Consider the following 18,821-nt stretch of genomic DNA (forward strand, 5'->3'; position numbering starts at 1 on the left):
AATGGTATTACATGCTTAAATTATATACAGATAGTCAATACATTACTCCAGCGAACCGGCGGATTGTTTTTCCTCTACTTTTTGATTTGTGTTACACCAATAATTTGAAACTTTTAGAAAAGTATCAAATGGTATCTCATATTAACGATTGCGATATAGTAGTTGTTCCTGTAGATGTTACACATTTTATTGAAAGCAACAAGAAAGAATGGCTTTATGCGTTTATAGACACAGCTCTTGGACTGCAAAAAAAAGTTTGGGTATATACCGCAGGAGATTTTGGATATAGTATCAATAAATCAGTATTTACTTTTAGAATGAGTGGGTTTAATTCTCAGTTAAATGCGCGAACTTTTATACTCCCTTCTTTTATTTCTGATCCTTATACTTTAGTTCAAAAAGAATTCAGACCTATTGTCAAAACGTTATTGCCTAAAGTTGGTTTTGTAGGTCATGCAAGCCCTTCGGCTTCAAAATGGATAAAAGAAGCATTATTGTATTTATTTCATAATTATAAACGGGTGACAAAACAGCGCTATACGGATTATCAACCGTTTTATCCTTCAAGTATAAAAAGGTATCAATTCTTATCTTTATTGCAAAAAAGTGACCAAATAGGAACTCATTTTATTTTCAGGAATCAATATAGAGCTGGTGTCAAAACTGAAATAGATAAAAACAAGACAACTCTTGCCTTTTTCGAAAATATAAAAGCAAATCCTTACACGTTTTGCCTTAGAGGTGCCGGAAATTATTCAGTACGGTTTTATGAGACTTTAGCTATGGGAAGGATTCCTTTCGTAGTTGACACTGATTTTAGGTTACCTTTGGAAGGAATTGTTAATTGGAAAAAACATTGTATTATTGTTTCAGGTAAAAATGTAAGGGACGCATTGATTGAATTTCATCAAAAAATAAGCCATGAAGATTTTGAGGAAATGCAAACTAATAACCGAAATTTATGGTTAAATCATTTAAATAGAGAAGCATACTTCACAACCATCTATTCCGTTTTTAAAGAAAAAGTATAAATGAAATTTTCCTTAATAATCTGTACTTACATGCGTCCGCAACCATTGTTGAAATTGTTGCAATCCGTTCGGGAACAAACCCTATATCCAAATGAAATTTTAATCATAGATGGCTCAACAAACGAGGAAACGGGTATAGTTTTAAAAAAAAATCAATTTGAAAATTTAAAGTATTTTTTGGTTCCACTGGAACACCGTGGGCTAACCAAACAAAGGAATTATGGAATAGAGCGAGTAGGAAATGAGATGGAAACAGTTTGTTTTCTCGATGATGATACTGTATTAAAAAATGATTATTTTGAGCAACTCTTACAAACCTATCAAATTTATCCCGGAGCTTTAGGAGCTGGCGGTTATATCATAAATGAGTCAGAATGCGAGTTTGTAGGGGAGAATTATTCTCCAAAAATAGATGAATATTATTATGACGGCTGGAAACGTGTTGATGGCAGTCGATTTGTACTTAGAAAGAAGCTAGGGTTGGATAGTGATTGTCTACCTGGTTTTTCGACCTTATTTTCGCATGGACGGAGCGTTGGCTTTTTGCCGCCCAGTGGTAAAATATATCAAGTAGAAATGCTGATGGGAGGTGTTTCTTCCTTTAGAAAAAAAGTATTTGAAACTTTGCAATTTTCTACCTATTTTGAGGGCTATGGATTGTATGAAGATGCTGATTTTACGTTGCGCGTAGCGAAGATAGGAAAGCTATATTTAAATACTTCAGCCCAATTAAATCATTTTCATGATGACTTGGGAAGACCGAATCAATATCAATACGGTAAAATGGTGGTGCGTAATGGATGGTATGTATGGCGAACAAAGAATCCAAAACCACTTTTCGACGCGAAACTGAAATGGCATTCCATTACTATCCTTTTAACTCTAATACGCTATAGCAATGCTTTCACGACGATGGGAAGGGCGGCAGCCTTTAGCGAAGCGCTAGGGAGAACAGTGGGATGGTGGAGTTTATTATTTAATAAGCCAAAAATCAATAAGTAATGACTTTCGTTATAATTACTCATGTGCCCCATATCCTATCGCAAAATCAGTATTTTGCTTATGGTCCTTATGTTAGAGAAATGAATATTTGGACGAAATATGCCGATTGTATAATTATTGTAGCTCCTAAAACATATACAGAAAGAACAGTTATAGATGTTGCGTATGACCATCATACCATTAAATTTGTAGCTATTGAAAATTTTGATATTCTAAATTTAAAATCTACTGTAAAAACTATTTTTAAAATACCTAAAGTTAGTTGGTCTATTTTTAAGGCCATGCAAGAGGCAGATCACATTCATTTGCGATGTCCTGGTAATGCGGGTCTTTTAGGTACTATTATTCAAATAGCATTTCCTAAGAAAATAAAAACAGCTAAATATGCCGGCAATTGGGATCCCAAATCAAAGCAACCTAAGACGTACAAATTACAGCAGTATATTTTGAGTAATACTTTTCTGACGCGGAAGATGCAGGTTTTGGTGTATGGAGAATGGAAAGGGAGTTCCATAAATATTAAATCTTTTTTTACGGCAACTTATACCGAAGCAGATAAATTACCTTTTTCTAAAAAAGTGATACCAGAACGAATTAATTTTATTTTTGTGGGTGCTTTAGTAAAAGGGAAAAATCCGATGTATGCTATTCAATTAATAGAGGCACTAGCTAAAAAAGGAAATAATGTTCATCTAAGTTTATATGGTGAAGGAGCTGAACGCAAATTATTAGAATCTTATATTTTAAAAAATAAGTTAGAAAAAAATATTTCTTTAGAAGGGAATCATAGTCAAGAAACCGTTAAAAAGGCCTATCAAGAAAGTCATTTTGTGATTTTGCCCTCTGACAGTGAAGGTTGGCCAAAAGCTATTGCAGAAGGCATGTTTTGGGGTTGTGTTCCATTAGCTACGGCTGTTTCCTGTGTGCCTTTTATGTTGGATTATGGGAAAAGAGGAATTTTAGTAACTTTGGATTTAGGCAATGATATAAGACAAATTTCGGACTGTATATTCGATGAAACTATTTATTCGACGATGTCAATCGCAGCAGAAAAATGGTCTCAACAATTTACTTTGAATTTGTTTGAACAAAAAATTAATCGTTTAATGGCAAATTAGTGTATATTGCTTTTTTTGTTTAACAAAATTAATTTCAATGTATAAAGAAGGTGTTTATTTTCAAGATCCAAATCGCCACAGTGAAGATGCTACCTATAAGGTCGAAGCTATCAAAAAAATATTATTTAGATATTTAAAAGAAAATAGTATACAGATTTCCTCTTATGCAGATGTTGGCTGTGGTTCAGGAGAAATAATTAAATTATTAGGGAAAGAATTAAAACTAAATTTTCATACACTCCAAGTCTTAAAAGGATTTGATGTTTCACCCCATGTCGAAAAATTAGAAGACGATCATGTAGATTTCTTATTGCAAGACTTTACTAAATCAAATGAAAATTTTGATCTAGTTACCTTAAATGATGTCTTTGAACATGTTGTTAATCCAATATCTTTTTTGACAGAAGTTGGTAAGAGGGCAAAATATGTCGTTATGCATATTCCATTAGAAGACTGTTTGTCCGTCAATATTAGAAATTTGCAAAAAAGAAAAATTGTAGACCCAGGGCATTTAATTTTTTTAAATATTAATTCTGCTGTAAACTTAATCACCTATTCTGGATTAAAAATTGTGGATTATGATTATTCTATTGAATCAATTAATGCACCGTCTAATAAATTAACAATCTTACAAAAAGTGGCATATCCTTTTAAATACCTTTTATTAAAAGCTAATCCGTATTTGTATTCCAGAATTTTCGGAATCAGCTTAATAATTATAGCAGAAGGAATTGATTATGGCCATGAGAAATAATTTAATAATACTTCAAATTGTAGATTCACTTGAGATTGGCGGTACCGAGCGCATGAGTGCTAATATTTATAATACACTGACTGCAAGTGAGATTGAAAATTATTTGGTCGTTTCAAGAAAAGTAGGCCCTATTTATAATTTTATCACTGAAAAAAGTAATGTGTTATTCTTGCACAAAAAAAACACTATAGATTTTTTTGCCTTTTACAGGCTCTTCAAATTAATTAGAGCAATCAAGCCTTCAATAATTCATGTGCATCAAACGTCCATCTATTGGGCGTTTATTTTAAAATTACTATCTCCAAGAATTATTTTGATCTGGCATGATCATTGGGGATTTAGCGATTTATTAAAGGATTCTGACCGAAAAACAATTAAGTTTTTTTCTTTTTTAATAGATGGTGTAGTCTGTGTGAATGATAAAATAAGAGAATGGAATATCCGAAATTTAAAAGTTAACCAATCACAGATTATTTACATCCCTAATTTTCCATTGGTTCAGGTAAATCAAAGGATTCAAAACGATATTCCAATATTGTTATGCTTAGCAAATATTAGAAACCAGAAAGATCATTTAAATTTAGTTGAGGCTTGCGCTTTATTGAAAAGTCAAAAAGTTACTTTTAAATTATTTTTAGCCGGCTCTTTAGAAGATAAAAATTGGGTAGAAAAAGTTAAAAAAAAGGTCGCTTCTTCAAATCTTAGTGAAGAGGTGTTTTTTTTGGGTTCTGTCATAAATATTTCTGAACTTCTAAGTAAAGCTGATGTTGGCATTTTAAGTTCTGTTAGTGAAGGATTGCCAGTTGCACTTTTGGAATATGGTTTGGCTGGTTTGCCTGTTGTTTGTACCGATGTTGGTCAATGTAAGGAAGTTTTAGGAAATGGAGGTTATGGATGGATTGTTCCTCCGAAATCACCTGAAGCGTTAGCATCTGCTATTAAAGAGGCTCTTTTTAACAGAGAATTAGCTAATAAAAAGGCAATTGGATTGAAAAAAAATATAATTAAAAATTATGGTTCGGGTATTTTTATTGAAAGATATTTTGATTTAACGAGCAAGATTAATGGCTTTAAGCAGCTTAAGAAACTAATTTAAAAAAAATAATAATTGCTTTGAAAATAGTTACAAATGAAAAAAGAAGATCAACCTTATCTCTATTTAGTTCTATTCCACGTAGTGGTTGGTGCATTGGGCTTTTTGTTGCCTTTTACAGCAAAGATTTATGGGTATTCTATTTTTATTTACGGGGTTTATTACATAATAAAAAAACAGAATAGAAATAACGAAGCGTTGATTGCCGCGGCGTATGTTGTAGGAAGTGAAGTTTTTTTGAGGATGACCGGTGGTAATCCACTTTATGAGATTTCTAAGTATGGGGTGATGGTCTTTATTTTGATTGGGATGTATTACAGTGGTTTTTCTAAAGGTGCATTGCCCTATTGGATTTTTCTGTTGTTGTTGGTTCCAAGTGTCATTATTTCGACTTTCACATTGAATTTTGACACTAATATTCGGAAGGCCATTGCGTTTAATATTTCCGGTCCCGTTTGTTTGGGGCTCGCTTCCTTGTATACGTTCCGGCGTAAAATTGCTTTAGCAGAAATCAACAGTGTCTTGTTGAGTATGGGATTGCCTATTATCACTTGTATGGTATACCTCACTTTTTATACTCCCAATGTTCAGGATGTTGTAACCGGAACGCAATCTAATTTTCAAACTTCTGGAGGTTATGGTCCCAATCAGGTGGCCACCATTCTAGGTTTGGGTATGTTTATTTTCTTTTCCAGATTAATACTGGATTCTAAAACAAAATTCCAAGTGATACTTAATTTGATTATTGCCTCAAATATTACCTACCGTGGAATGCTGACATTTTCCAGAGGAGGAATGATCACGGGTTTCCTAATGATCGTTCTGTTACTGGTATTCTTGTATTTTAAATCTAATTTTGGCGGAAGGGTTAAGTTAAATTATATTATTTTTTTATTAATGGGAGCCATGATCGCAACATGGTCCTATACTTCATTTCAAACAGGCGGTCTTATTGACAAACGGTATGCTAATCAAGATGCTGCTGGAAGGGTTAAAAAAAGTCAATTTACTGGTAGAGAAGAAGTTGCCCAAAACGAGATTGATACGTTTTTAAAGAATCCTATTTTTGGGGTAGGAGTTGGAAAGGGGGCTGAAGTTCGTGAGCAGGAAACTGGAGTTAAAGTGTTATCGCATGACGAAATTACGCGGATGTTAGCGGAACATGGTTCCTTGGGTATTGTAGCATTGTTGCTTTTGTTTTTTACGCCGCTATTTTTGTATTTAGAAAATAAGTTCAATATGTTTTTGTTGTGTTTTATTGCTTTTTGGTTTTTGACGATTAATCACGCTGCCATGCGTACCGCCGCACCTGCTTTTGTATACTCTTTATCTCTGTTGAATGTGCAGTTAGGATTTCCCAAGAAAAAGAGTATTGTAGAAGGAGAGTAGAGAGTATAGATAAAAGTAAATACAGAATTAAGAAATACTTGCTAAATGTTTTCATTTTATCCTAGTCCTAAATGGAGCCTATAATTAGTGTGATTGCTGATATTTTCGTTTTACCCCATCCCTAAAGGTCGTCGAAAATTCATAACTAACTTTTTAAATGATACGTTATAAATTTTAAATTATTTTTTTGGATAAAAGATTAGACCGGTTAATGTTTGTAAACCTTATTTTTATGCATTTTGACTGATTTTTTGTAGCATTTCATTGTCAATTTTCTGCAATTAAAAAATTTATTAGGTTAAAAAGTAAGTTTTGTTAAAAAAATTAATATATCATAATTTTAATTTGATACAAAAGCACTAAATTGCGTCAAAACCCCAATACACAAATGTTTTCATTTGATAAAATGCATTTTGAAATATCAGAGCGAAAGATGATTCTTCGGCTTTTTGATGTTGTGTTCGTTTTGGCGGCTTTGTACGTTACCGGAAACGTATTTGCTTTTGATTATTTTACGGTATCTGCCACAAATTATTATTGGGTTATCGTTTTGGCAATTTACATCAATGTATTTGGTACTATTTTCGAAATGTACAATCTTCAGGTGGCCAGCAACCAATATCAAGTGTTGAAAAGTACCCTCATTACCGTTTCTACAACTGTATTAGTCTATTTGCTGACCCCATTTTTTTCCCCGCAACTGCCTTCCAACCGACTCCAAATTCTATTGTTTTTTATGGTCATTTTTCTGGCATTGTTTACTTGGCGCATGATATATGTTGCTTTTTTAGCCTCCAATCGATTTTTTCAAAAAGCCATTTTAATTTGTGATCAGGAACAGGTTCAAGAACTCATTTTAGGGCTAGAAAATATTGATCCGCATTATAAAATAATTGGTTTTGTTAATACGGATGCCAATGAGGAGGAAATGGAGGAATACCATTATGTACAACACATCAAAAGAGATCATTTGTTTTCTTTTGTTAAAGAAAATGGGATTTCTGAAATTGTCATTGCTTCCCAAAAAACGGAAGGAATTACTGTTGAGTTGTACCAACAATTGCTGCATTTATTAGAGTCTGGAAATATTATCCGAGAATATACGCAGGTATACGAAAGTAAAACGCAACGTATTCCAGTGCAGTATATGTCTCGCGATTTTTATCGCTTTTTCCCCTTTAGTCGAAGCAATCAAAATAAATTATACCGATTGGCCGTGCGTATTTTTGAGATTACCGTTTCTTTGTCCGGTCTTATTATAGGTGCGTTTTTGTTTCCATTGATACTGGTGGGAAATGCTATTGGGAATAGGGGACATTTATTTTATTCACAAGAGCGTGTAGGCAAAGACGGGGCTGTTTTTAAAATTTTGAAATTCCGTACCATGGTGAAAAATGCCGAATCGAATGGTGCTGTTTTTACCGCTACGAATGATTCAAGAGTGACTGTGTTTGGAAAATTTTTACGCAAAACCAGAATGGATGAATTTCCTCAGTTTATTAATATTTTAAAAGGTGATATGGCTGTTATTGGTCCGCGTCCGGAACGTCCTGTTTTTGTAAAAGAAATTGCTGAAATAATGCCTTTTTATGAGACCAGACATATCATTAAACCGGGTCTTACCGGTTGGGCGCAAGTCAATTATTCGTACGGGGAAACGATTGATGATAGTTTAATTAAACTGCAATATGACTTGTATTACATCAAGCACCGCAGTATTTATCTGGATTTAAACATTGCTTTTAAAACGATAACTACCGTATTGTTTTATAGGGGCCAGTAGCTATTATTATTATTATTATTATTATTATTTATTTTGGAGTTCAGTGTTGTTGGTTTTTTACCACGGATTTAAACTAATTAAATTCAAAATGGTGATTTATTTTAGGACTAACTGTACCGACTACAAAATAATTATTTAAGCCATAAATTACACGAAATACACGAATTCATACATTAAAAAAAATTAGCGAATTAGCGGTTGAATACTGATTTTTAAAAGGAATTCTACTAAAAGTATTAGAACGGTTGCTTAGATAATGATAGGAATGCGTTTCTTATTTTGAATAGCCATTCTCACTAAAACAACTCCGCTGCAAACTACCAATGGCAATACTAGCACCAAATGTGCTTTGTTGATTATAAAAAAGAAATAAACTACTAATAATAGTATATTGAACAGCGCCAAATTATAAATTACCTTTTTGTTTTTTGTCCAATAAAAATAAAGTAATCCTAATAATGATGGGTTGAAAAGTAGAATATTGTAGTTGTATCCTAATTCCGGATGTAACGAATAAAACCCAACAAACGCAAAGAATATTCCAAGTATAGCCATGATGCTGAGGTAGAACAAATCGATGCTTTTCTTGTTTATAAAAACGATAAAACTAAGCAGTATAAAATACGTGTAGGGATTATTCCAACTAGACATAGGAACATCATTTTTGAATTCGATTATGGTTTTGTTTTGCTTTGCCAATGGTTGGTTTTGAAAAGAAACTTTTTTCAGGCTTTTCTGCAATTCAAACGGGAGAAATATTTTGCTTCCTAATTGATCTACTTTTTTACCAAAAATAATACTGGTTCCTAATTTTTCATAAAAATGACCGTCAAAATACGGGTATAATATAGTTCTGTAGGTGATATCAGTATCGGTATTTTTTACAATGGCAACAGTATCCAATGTTTTATTGATGATGTCAACCACCATCGAGGTGCAATTTTTGTCGATAAATTTATAGGTATAATGACTTTCACCGGAAGCCAAAGAGGTATTCAGGTTGTCAAATAGTTTTTGTTTTAAATTGAGAGGGATATTCAGTTCTTGCTCATAAACGGATCTTTTTTCATACTGATATTGATTGATAAAATTAGGATAGGAGTGTGCTACAGCAAAATATTGCAAGTTTCCTTTTATGAATTTCATCACGAAATTTGGCGTGTTGAAGTCAAAAGCGCCATAATTATACACTATATCAATGGCGTTGGTTGTATCCTGTACTCGAATTGCCGTGTGTCCAAAAAGCGAATAGGATTCATTACCTGTTCCACAAGTGATTACGCTGACGTGGGTGTTTTTTGATAATTGAATGTTTTGTCCGAAACTAAAATGTACCGTTAGAAATAAGAATAGAAGTAATACTATTTTTTTGAAAGAAGATGTATGCATTTAAGGAAATGTTAAAATATGGATTACGGGTGGCACAGATTGAAGTGATTTCCTATTCCATTGAATTAATTTGTCTTTCAAAGATACTTAAAGAAAACCCGTTGGGTGCAATTATTTAAAATTAAGAACCCCGAAAAGAATTTAAAAATAAACACATAGATTCATAGAAAAAAAGAGCAGGATAGCCCAATTTTAGGCTAACAAAGCTATGTTTTAAGATAAAAGAGTGAAACGTCTTAATAGAAATACGTAAAAACTATGTTTCTATGCGTTAAAAAAAACTTGAATTACACCCAACGGGTTTACAGGAAGAAAAAACACGTGTAAGGTTTTTTGTCAAACCAGAAACTGTTGTAATTGAAACGGGTTATTGCAACTTGGTATCAACTTCGAAAAAACTATTTCAGATTCAACGTTGCTATCTAATTTTAAGTGTTCTTCTAAATTAATTTCTAAACAGTCCCAAATCTACTTTTACCGAAAAAATATTTGAATATAAGGTGGCACTTTGATTGCCTAAATCAGTCAGCGCATAATCTATCTGGATGCCTTTGTATTTAAATCCCAAACCGATATTGGGTTGGAAACCTACTTTTTCTGTACTGTCCAATTGCTGTACATTCTGAAAATTCCCTACTCCGGCACGAACAAAAACTAAATCAGTATATCCAAATTCCAACCCCACAGCCGGGTCGATACTCACAAAATCAGTTGCAATTACATCATTGGTTCTGGCAAAACGCATGTTCACATTGGCTGCAGCCTGAATGCTGTAATCATACCGGATAATAAATTTTTTAGCAATTCCCAGTTGTGCTTTTGGAGCCGTAATCTCGGTACTTTCCGGTAATTCCTGATTTTCTCCGGGAATCGCATTTGCAATTTTCTGATACTCGTCCTCGTCAATATTCCAAACATTATAAGTAGTAGTAATATCGCGAAGCATCAGTCCAAATTGCCAGTCGTTTTTTTCGAATTGTAATCCAACGTCAAAACCAAATCCCCAAGAACTGGCAAATTTCCCGATAATGCGTCGGATGATTTTCGCATTCACGCCATATTGAAATCCGGGAACCGGTAATTTTCGCGCATAAGAAAAAGTGAAGCCGTAATCAGCAGTTGAAAACAAACTGATTCGGTTGTAGTCAATATTGCCTTGGCTGTCGATTAGTTCTGTAGTATTCAAAATGTCATCTACCCCAAAACGGATTAATGAAATTCCCCAAGCGCTGCGATCATCTATAGGACTGGCATAGGCCAAGTAATCGTATTGGGCAATATTCGCAAAATAATTTGCGTGCATTAACGATACCTGATGGTCTTCCAGACGGATGAGACCGGCAGGATTCCAATATCCTGAATTAACATCATTGGTTGAAGCCACGACAGTATTTGACATACCTAATGCTGCCGCATCCACGCCGATATTCATGAACTCATTCGAGTATTTCCTAACGACCTGACTGTGCATCAGCGTACTTATCAGAAGGGTTGCTGCTAAAAAGCTTTTTTTCAAGGGTGTCATTTTTACAAACGAAATGTCTGTTTAATTTTTATCAAAAATATAATTTTTTACTGAGGTTATTTCATTTTGCTGTTTAATTTACTGTGTTGGCCGCACGGTTTAGTTTTAAAGTAGTGTTGCTACAGATTAAAATGGTACTCGGATGACAGAGATGAAGCTGGTTTTCGCTGATTTTTTTAAAATAGAATTTTTTCCTGTGGTTGCTTATTCAACATAATAAATTTGAGAACAGAATAATTACCATCAAAACGGCTGATGTTGTCTTTTGCTGTTAAAAAATCTCTACTAAAAAACGTACTTTTCATTGACTTATTATGCTAAATTTGCGACTTTGATTCCTTAAACTTTATTATGATGACTATTAAAAAACATATCCCGAATTTAATTACGCTTCTGAATCTTTTTTGCGGTTGTATCGCATTGGTATTCGCTTTCAACCAAGATTTTGAAATGGCTTTTTATTTTGTGTGTCTGGGTATATTTTTGGATTTTTTTGATGGTTTTTTTGCGCGATTGTTTAACGTTTCCAGTCCGTTGGGATTGCAATTGGATTCTTTGGCTGATATGGTAACCAGCGGTGTGGTTCCGGGTTTGGTAATGTTTCAAATGATGATTAGTCATTCGTCTACCGCAGCGACTGGTCATTTGCAGTTTTTCCCGTATTTAGGTTTTATCATTGCCTTGGGATCTTGCTATCGTTTGGCTAATTTTAATATTGATACCCGTCAAACGGATTCTTTTATTGGTTTGCCAACACCTGCCAATGCACTGTTTATTCTAAGTCTTCCTTTGGTTTTACAATATACGGATTCTATATTCATCGTTGAGCTATTGACCAATCCATGGTTTCTATTGGTGGTAACGCTATTAAGTGCTTACATGCTGAATGCAGAAATTCCGTTATTCTCTTTGAAAATCAAGAAGTTCAGTTTCAAAGAAAACGCACTTCAAATCGTCTTTTTAACTTGTTCTCTTTTATTGTTAGTTTTCTTTCGCTATTTAGGAATTCCATTGTTAATACTATTTTATGTATTGTTATCGGTTGTGAATAACAAAGTGCTCAAAAAATAGTTTTTGAATGAGAAAACAAACCGTACGAAGAAAAACTAATGTAGTTCGTAAACCAAAAAAGAAAGCAGCTGTTTTCTCGAGAAAGTTGCTACGCTATGCTATTGTTACTTTTTTTGTGGTATTACTCGCTGGAGTTGGTTTTCATTATCGAAATGGTTTAGCCTATTATTTTAGTTTTAAATCAGATAAAATTATAAGGGCTGAGAGAGAAGCCCAACGCATTTCGGATGTTCGAAATTTTCAGGTTTTAGAAAAACACGAAGGGAAAAGTATTGGTATCGATGTTTCAGAATATCAAGGGAAAATCCGATGGTCTTACGTTGATACTTTAGAAAAGAAATATCCATTGCATTATGTTTTCATCCGAGCCACGGTTGGGAAAGACAGAAAAGACCGTCAGTTTAATAGGAATTGGCTTGGCGCCAAAGAAAATAAAATGATTCGCGGCGCCTATCATTACTATCGCCCAAATGAAAATTCACTGGAGCAAGCTGCGCTTTTTATAAAAACGGTTATCCTTCACAAAGGAGATTTACCTCCTGTTTTAGACATTGAAAAATTGCCTAAAAATCAGTCGATTGTCAATCTTAAATTAGGCTTGAAGCGCTGGTTGCATGCTGTAGAATCCCATTATGGTGTTAAGCCAATTATATATACCGGTGAGCGGTATTATGATGATTTTTTGAAAGAAGAGTTCAGCGATTATCTTTTTTGGATTGCTAATTATAATTTTTACCGGGAGGAAATAGCCGAGGATTGGTTGTTTTGGCAATTTACAGAAAAAGCATCGGTTCCCGGAATTAAAGGGAAAGTAGATGTCAATATTTACAATGGCGATTTGCAGCAATTGCAGTATATTACGGTGGAGTAATTCTTTAGTGTTCAGTATTCAGTGCTCAGTATTCAGTTGCCAGAATAAAGTGAATGGTGATTTAGCAGTAAGGCTAGACTTCTAAATACTTACGCCGAATTTTTGAGCATTTAAAATCATGTAATTGATTAGTTTACCAACTTCGTTGCTTTCATTTAATAACTCATTATGAGTGTTTTCATTTATATAATTACACTTCAGTGCAAATTCCAGCCATACTTGTGTTTCTGAGTTTTCTGCATCGGAATCAGTTAATTTGCTATAAAAATGTTTAGGATAATCTCTTTTTCTATATGCTTCTGCAATATTAACGGGGACAATTCTAGAGGAACGTCTGATTTGGTCGGTTAAAGAATACATTTCTTCTTTTGGGAAAGATTTTGTTATATTAAAGATTTTCATGGCTAATGAAAATGATTTCTGGTGCGCTAATAAGTTTTGGAATTTTATAGTTACTGTTTTTAAAAATAAACGCTGATTACTGACCAATGTATTTAAGACTGACCACTGACCACTTTTTTAAAAACTGACCACTTTTTCTAAAACTCCAATTTCTTCTTTCTCAATTCGAAATTTTGTCCAAGATAGACGCGACGCACCATTTCATCTTCGACTAATTCTTCCGGAATACCTGCTTTCAGGATTCCACCTTCAAACATCAGGTAGGTTTTGTCCGTAATAGCGAGCGTTTCCTGTACGTTGTGATCCGTAATCAGAATACCGATGTTTTTATTTTTTAGCTGTGCTACAATTCTCTGAATGTCTTCTACGGCAACAGGGTCGACACCTGCGAAAGGTTCGTCTAACAAGATAAATTTTGGGTCGGTGGCCAAACAACGTGCAATTTCAGTACGACGACGTTCTCCACCGGAAAGTAAATCGCCTCTGTTGGTACGAATGTGTTCTAAGCTAAATTCGGTAATTAAGCTTTCCATTTTCGCTTCTTGTTCCGCTTTGGATAGTTTAGTCAATTGTAAAACGCTTAATATATTGTCTTCAATGCTTAATTTTCTAAAAACTGAAGCTTCTTGTGCCAAATACCCAATTCCCTGCTGTGCTCTTCTGTACATCGGGTAATCAGTGATGTTTAAATCGTCCAAAAATATATTGCCTGAATTGGGTTTTACCAATCCCACAATCATATAAAAAGAAGTTGTTTTTCCGGCACCGTTTGGACCTAAAAGTCCCACGATTTCACCTTGATTCACTTCTACCGAAATGCCTTTTACAACACTGCGTCCTTTATAGGTTTTGATTAGATTTTCGGCTCTTAATTTCATATTCTTTGGTTTAATCGTTTAAACGGGTTGATTGTTTATTCGTTTCACTGTTTATTCGTGTCAAATAAACGAATAAACAATTAAACTTCTTAACAAATTATTTAGTCGCGGCTTCTTCCAAAGCTTCCCAGAATTCATAAGCTCTGCGTAAATGAGGTACAACAATAGTTCCGCCAACAAGTGTTGCGATTCCCATAGCTTCCATCATTTCCTCTTTGGTAACACCTTCTTTGTGGCTGGTTTCCAAATGGTATTTTACACAGTCATCACAACGTAAAACTGCTGAAGCGACTAATCCCAGTAATTCTTTGGTTTTTACGTCCAAAGCTCCAGCTGCGTATGCATTGGTGTCTAAATTAAAAATACGTTTTACAATTTTATTATTGTCTGCCAATAATTTTTCGTTCATTTTAGAACGGTACTCGTTGAATTCTTCTATTATATCAGCCATTTACTTTTTTTTGATTTTTTACTACTATTTTTGAAATTAAGATACTCGCTTCATAGATTAACAACATCGGAATCGTTACAATGATTTGACTTACCACATCAGGAGGTGTTACAATTGCTGCCACAATCAAGATGATAATTACGGCATATTTCCAGTATTTCCTTAAGAAATCCGGAGTTACTAATCCTAATTTTGTTAGGAAATAGATAATTATTGGTAATTCAAAAAACAATCCGCAAGCAATTACACTTGTTTTTACCAGGCCAATATAGGAATCAATGCTAAACTGATTTTTTACAACAGCACTGATGGTGAATGTAGCGAAAAAGTTAACAGACATAGGTACAATTACATAATAGCCAAACAATACGCCCATAAAGAACAGTAATGATGACGAAAAGATAAAAAGTTTTGCATGTTTTTTTTCCGTTTCGTACAAAGCAGGACTGATGAATTTCCAAACTTCCCACAGTATGAATGGGAATCCAAGAATAAATCCGGCGGTTATACAAGTCCAAATCAAAACATTAATCTGGCCTTCCATATTCGTGTTTTGGATAATAAAAGGCATTTCGGTTACACAAATGCTTTCGGCAAAGCCCAATTGATTAGATAAATCACAAAAGAAGCGATAGGTGATGAAATTAGCATTTGTCGGACCAAAAATAATCACGTCAAAAATATAATCACTTACGAAAAAAGTGATGGTGGCCAAGATTAATATTGCCATCGTGCTTCGAACCAATAACCATCTTAATTCTTCAAGATGATCTAAAAACGACATTTCGTTTAAGTTTTTTTTTGTCATTATATTATTCCTTCTTTTAAAATATCATGTAAATGCAATACGCCTTTGTATTCGCTGTCGTCTACAACAACTAATTGTGTGATGGAAAAATCTTCCATTATGTTCAATGCTTCCACAACCATAGCGCTGGAAGTCGTCATTTTTGGGTTTTTTGTCATAATGTCCTTTGCGGTCAAATCGGCAAAAGTGTCTTTATCGCTCAACATTCTTCGAATGTCACCATCAGTAATAATTCCAATCACTTGGTCATTTTCAACTACTGCAGTTACACCAAGACGTTTTTCGGAAATTTCAAAAATAACTTGCTTGATGGATGCATCTGGAGTAACCATAGGTTTTAGGCTGTGTTCCAACATGTCTTTGACACGCAACAATAATTTTTTCCCCAATGCGCCTCCGGGGTGGTAAACAGCAAAATCTTCGGGTTTGAAATCGCGCATTTCCATCAGGCAAACGGCAAGAGCATCACCCATTACTAGTTGTGCGGTGGTGCTGTTTGTTGGAGCCAAATTATTAGGACAAGCTTCAGCATCGACTGCGGTGTTGAGAACAAAATCAGAGCCTTTTGCCAAAAAGGAGCTCATGTTTCCGGTTATTGCAATCAAAGTGTTTCCAAAACGTTTTAAGAGCGGGACTAGGACTTTTATTTCCGGACTGTTGCCACTTTTTGAAATGCAAATAATCACATCCTCGTTTTGAATCATGCCTAAATCACCGTGAATGGCTTCAGAGGCATGTAAAAAAAGCGAAGGCGTTCCGGTAGAATTAAAAGAAGCTACCATTTTTTGAGCGATAATAGCACTTTTTCCTATCCCGGTTACGACTAATCTTCCGGTAGAATTATAAATTTTTTGTGTCGCTTCAATAAAGTTTTCATCCAGAAAATCAATGAGTTTAGCTATCGATTGACTTTCCGATAAGATGGTTTTTTTGGCACTGGCCAATATATTTTCTTTAGTGATCAAAACAGAATGATTAAAATTTGTATGTGTAAAAGAAATTTGTACCTTTAGGTGTTGCAAATTTATACAAAATACCACATAATAAAGAATGAATCCAAACGAAATTGACATACACAAAGAATTAAAGAAATATTTTGGCTTTAGCCAATTCAAAGGGTTACAGGAACAAGTCATAAAATGTGTCCTAAATCAAGAAAATACATTTGTGATCATGCCCACAGGCGGAGGGAAATCACTTTGTTATCAGCTGCCTGCTCTAATTCAGGAAGGAACCGCCATCGTAGTTTCGCCCCTTATTGCTTTAATGAAAAATCAGGTGGATGCCATCAGAAGTTTGTCTTCTGAAAATGGTGTGGCTCATGTTTTAAATTCCTCATTGACTAAAACTGAAATTGCCCAAGTAAAAAAAGACATTACTTCCGGACTCACCAAGTTGCTTTATGTAGCGCCTGAGTCTTTGACCAAAGAGGAGTATGTAAATTTTCTGAAAAACGTTACCATATCTTTTGTGGCTATTGATGAAGCTCATTGTATTTCAGAATGGGGACATGATTTCAGACCTGAATACAGAAACTTAAAGCACATCATCAAGCAATTGGGCGATGTACCTATTATCGGTTTGACTGCTACGGCGACACCAAAAGTACAGGAAGATATTCTGAAGAACCTAGATATGACCGATGCTAAAACTTTTAAAGCATCATTCAACAGACCCAATTTATATTACGAAGTACGTACTAAAACGAAGAACATAGAATCGGATATTATTCGGTTTATAAAACAACATAAAGGAAAATCAGGCATAATTTATTGCTTGAGCCGTAAAAAAGTGGAGGCTATTGCCGAAGTTTTGCAAGTAAACGGAATAAGTGCAGTGCCGTATCATGCGGGATTGGACGCTAAAACCCGTGCCAGACATCAGGACATGTTCCTAATGGAAGATGTAGATGTAGTGGTGGCAACGATCGCCTTTGGGATGGGAATTGACAAGCCGGATGTACGTTTTGTAATTCATCATGATATTCCTAAATCACTGGAAAGTTACTATCAGGAAACGGGTCGTGCCGGTCGTGATGGCGGCGAAGGACACTGTTTAGCTTATTACTCTTATAAAGATGTCGAAAAATTAGAAAAATTCATGTCGGGAAAACCCGTTGCCGAGCAGGAAATTGGATTTGCTTTGTTGCAGGAAGTAGTGGCTTATGCCGAGACTTCGATGTCCAGAAGAAAATTTCTATTGCATTATTTTGGAGAAGAATTTGACGATGTTACCGGCGAAGGAGCTGATATGGACGATAACGTCAGAAATCCGAAAACAAAAATTGAGGCTAAAGATCAAGTAGTGCAATTGTTGCAAGTAGTACGAGATACCAAACATTTATACAAATCAAAAGAGGTTGTTTTTACATTAATTGGTCGTGTCAATGCGGTTATCAAAGCACATCGAACGGATACGCAGTCTTTCTTTGGATGTGGATCAGCTCATGATGAAAAATACTGGATGGCTTTATTGCGACAAGTGCTGGTGGCGGGATATTTATCGAAAGATATTGAGACGTATGGCATCGTAAAAATTACCGATAAAGGATTAGATTTTATAAAGAAACCTGAATCTTTTATGATGTCAGAGGATCATGAATACAACGAAGCGGTAGATGAAGCTATTGTAACTGCTTCTAAATCTACAGGAGTTGCAGACGAAGTGCTGATGGACATGCTGCGGGATTTACGTAAAAAAGTAGCCAAAAAAGTGGGCGTTCCTCCGTTTGTGGTTTTTCAAGATCCATCGCTGGAAGATATGGCTTTGAAATATCCTGTTTCTCAACAAGAATTAATCAATATTCATGGGGTTGGTGAAGGAAAAGCTAAAAAATACGGCAAGGAATTTTTAGAATTAATCAGCCGCTATGTTGCCGAAAATGACATCATTCGTCCGGATGATTTGGTGGTAAAATCTACCGGTGTCAATTCAGTGAATAAACTTTATATTATTCAAAATATTGACAGAAAATTATCGCTCGATGACATTGCTTCCGCCAAAGGGATTAACATGGATGCTCTAATTAAAGAAATGGAACAGATTGTTTATTCCGGAACCAAACTGAATATCAAATATTGGATTGATGATATGCTTGACGATGATCAGCAAGAAGAAATCCATGATTATTTTATGGAATCTGAATCCGATAATATAGAAAATGCACTCAAGGAATTTGAAGGGGATTATGATATTGATGAATTGCGTTTGATGCGTATCAAATTTATCAGCGAAGTGGCAAATTAAAGTTTTCAGT

The 18,821-nt window shown here is 34.6% G+C and carries 17 protein-coding genes; 10 read left to right on the forward strand and 7 right to left on the reverse strand.

What is annotated here, in order from left to right; translation table 11 throughout:
• Positions 1 to 11 precede the first annotated feature (11 nt).
• The 7 genes from BMZ76_RS10400 to BMZ76_RS10430 all read left to right on the forward strand — a co-directional run bounded on the left by BMZ76_RS10400 (position 12) and on the right by BMZ76_RS10430 (position 8,170).
• Positions 12 to 1,031 carry a hypothetical protein gene (locus BMZ76_RS10400; RefSeq protein ID WP_091205793.1) on the forward strand — a complete coding sequence of 340 codons (1,020 nt, stop codon included), beginning with the start codon at positions 12 to 14 and terminating at the stop codon, positions 1,029 to 1,031.
• Entirely contained in the window at positions 1,032 to 2,033 is a 1,002-nt protein-coding gene (locus BMZ76_RS10405; protein ID WP_091205796.1) for a glycosyltransferase family 2 protein, read from the forward strand.
• Positions 2,033 to 3,151, forward strand: a complete 1,119-nt coding sequence (locus tag BMZ76_RS10410) for a glycosyltransferase family 4 protein (RefSeq protein WP_091205798.1) — start codon at positions 2,033 to 2,035, stop codon at positions 3,149 to 3,151. The genes BMZ76_RS10405 and BMZ76_RS10410 overlap by 1 nt, the downstream gene beginning before the upstream one ends.
• Before the next feature lie 37 nt (positions 3,152 to 3,188).
• Positions 3,189 to 3,905: a class I SAM-dependent methyltransferase gene (locus BMZ76_RS10415; protein WP_091205800.1), complete on the forward strand. Its 717-nt coding sequence runs from the start codon at positions 3,189 to 3,191 to the stop codon at positions 3,903 to 3,905.
• Entirely contained in the window at positions 3,895 to 5,001 is a 1,107-nt protein-coding gene (locus BMZ76_RS10420) for a glycosyltransferase family 4 protein (RefSeq protein WP_167547452.1), read from the forward strand. Before BMZ76_RS10415 ends, BMZ76_RS10420 begins: the two co-directional genes overlap by 11 nt.
• Before the next feature lie 33 nt (positions 5,002 to 5,034).
• Positions 5,035 to 6,387 carry an O-antigen ligase family protein gene (locus tag BMZ76_RS10425; protein ID WP_091205805.1) on the forward strand — a complete coding sequence of 451 codons (1,353 nt, stop codon included), beginning with the start codon at positions 5,035 to 5,037 and terminating at the stop codon, positions 6,385 to 6,387.
• A 388-nt stretch (positions 6,388 to 6,775) separates the two neighbouring features.
• The gene (locus tag BMZ76_RS10430) at positions 6,776 to 8,170 is read left to right on the forward strand and encodes a sugar transferase (RefSeq protein ID WP_091205807.1); all 1,395 of its coding nucleotides are present in this window, start codon (positions 6,776 to 6,778) and stop codon (positions 8,168 to 8,170) included.
• A 249-nt stretch (positions 8,171 to 8,419) separates the two neighbouring features.
• Here BMZ76_RS10430 and BMZ76_RS10435 read toward each other — a convergent pair whose 3' ends face one another.
• Both BMZ76_RS10435 and BMZ76_RS10440 read right to left on the reverse strand, forming a co-directional pair.
• On the reverse strand, positions 8,420 to 9,559 hold the full coding sequence (locus tag BMZ76_RS10435; protein WP_091205810.1) for a lipoprotein N-acyltransferase Lnb domain-containing protein: 1,140 nt from the start codon (positions 9,557 to 9,559) through the stop codon (positions 8,420 to 8,422).
• A 445-nt stretch (positions 9,560 to 10,004) separates the two neighbouring features.
• Positions 10,005 to 11,075, reverse strand: a complete 1,071-nt coding sequence (locus BMZ76_RS10440; protein WP_449756722.1) for a putative type IX sorting system protein PorV2 — start codon at positions 11,073 to 11,075, stop codon at positions 10,005 to 10,007.
• Positions 11,076 to 11,438: 363 nt separating this feature from the next.
• On the opposite strand from BMZ76_RS10440, the gene BMZ76_RS10445 reads away from it, so the two are divergent.
• Together BMZ76_RS10445 and BMZ76_RS10450 are read left to right on the forward strand one after the other, a co-directional pair.
• Positions 11,439 to 12,155, forward strand: a complete 717-nt coding sequence (locus BMZ76_RS10445; RefSeq protein WP_091205974.1) for a CDP-alcohol phosphatidyltransferase family protein — start codon at positions 11,439 to 11,441, stop codon at positions 12,153 to 12,155.
• A gap of 7 nt (positions 12,156 to 12,162) precedes the next feature.
• Complete coding sequence (locus tag BMZ76_RS10450; protein WP_091205812.1) at positions 12,163 to 13,026, forward strand: glycoside hydrolase family 25 protein; 864 nt, start codon at positions 12,163 to 12,165, stop codon at positions 13,024 to 13,026.
• A gap of 81 nt (positions 13,027 to 13,107) precedes the next feature.
• Here BMZ76_RS10450 and BMZ76_RS10455 read toward each other — a convergent pair whose 3' ends face one another.
• The 5 genes from BMZ76_RS10455 to BMZ76_RS10475 all read right to left on the reverse strand — a co-directional run bounded on the left by BMZ76_RS10455 (position 13,108) and on the right by BMZ76_RS10475 (position 16,530).
• On the reverse strand, positions 13,108 to 13,476 hold the full coding sequence (locus BMZ76_RS10455) for a four helix bundle protein (RefSeq protein WP_091205979.1): 369 nt from the start codon (positions 13,474 to 13,476) through the stop codon (positions 13,108 to 13,110).
• Between the two features lie 89 nt (positions 13,477 to 13,565).
• A complete protein-coding gene (gene lptB / locus BMZ76_RS10460) occupies positions 13,566 to 14,306 on the reverse strand; it encodes an LPS export ABC transporter ATP-binding protein (protein WP_091205815.1) in 741 nt (246 codons plus the stop codon).
• Between the two features lie 97 nt (positions 14,307 to 14,403).
• Complete coding sequence (locus BMZ76_RS10465; RefSeq protein WP_091205817.1) at positions 14,404 to 14,757, reverse strand: carboxymuconolactone decarboxylase family protein; 354 nt, start codon at positions 14,755 to 14,757, stop codon at positions 14,404 to 14,406.
• Positions 14,750 to 15,565 carry a twin-arginine translocase subunit TatC gene (gene tatC / locus BMZ76_RS10470; RefSeq protein ID WP_091205820.1) on the reverse strand — a complete coding sequence of 272 codons (816 nt, stop codon included), beginning with the start codon at positions 15,563 to 15,565 and terminating at the stop codon, positions 14,750 to 14,752. The genes BMZ76_RS10465 and tatC overlap by 8 nt, the downstream gene beginning before the upstream one ends.
• A complete protein-coding gene (locus tag BMZ76_RS10475) occupies positions 15,565 to 16,530 on the reverse strand; it encodes a KpsF/GutQ family sugar-phosphate isomerase (RefSeq protein ID WP_167547453.1) in 966 nt (321 codons plus the stop codon). Before BMZ76_RS10475 ends, tatC begins: the two co-directional genes overlap by 1 nt.
• A gap of 85 nt (positions 16,531 to 16,615) precedes the next feature.
• On the opposite strand from BMZ76_RS10475, the gene recQ reads away from it, so the two are divergent.
• Entirely contained in the window at positions 16,616 to 18,811 is a 2,196-nt protein-coding gene (gene recQ / locus BMZ76_RS10480) for a DNA helicase RecQ (protein WP_091205823.1), read from the forward strand.
• Positions 18,812 to 18,821: the final 10 nt, after the last annotated feature.

The sequence above is a fragment of the Flavobacterium xueshanense genome, from assembly GCF_900112975.1.
GTDB lineage: Bacteria > Bacteroidota > Bacteroidia > Flavobacteriales > Flavobacteriaceae > Flavobacterium > Flavobacterium xueshanense.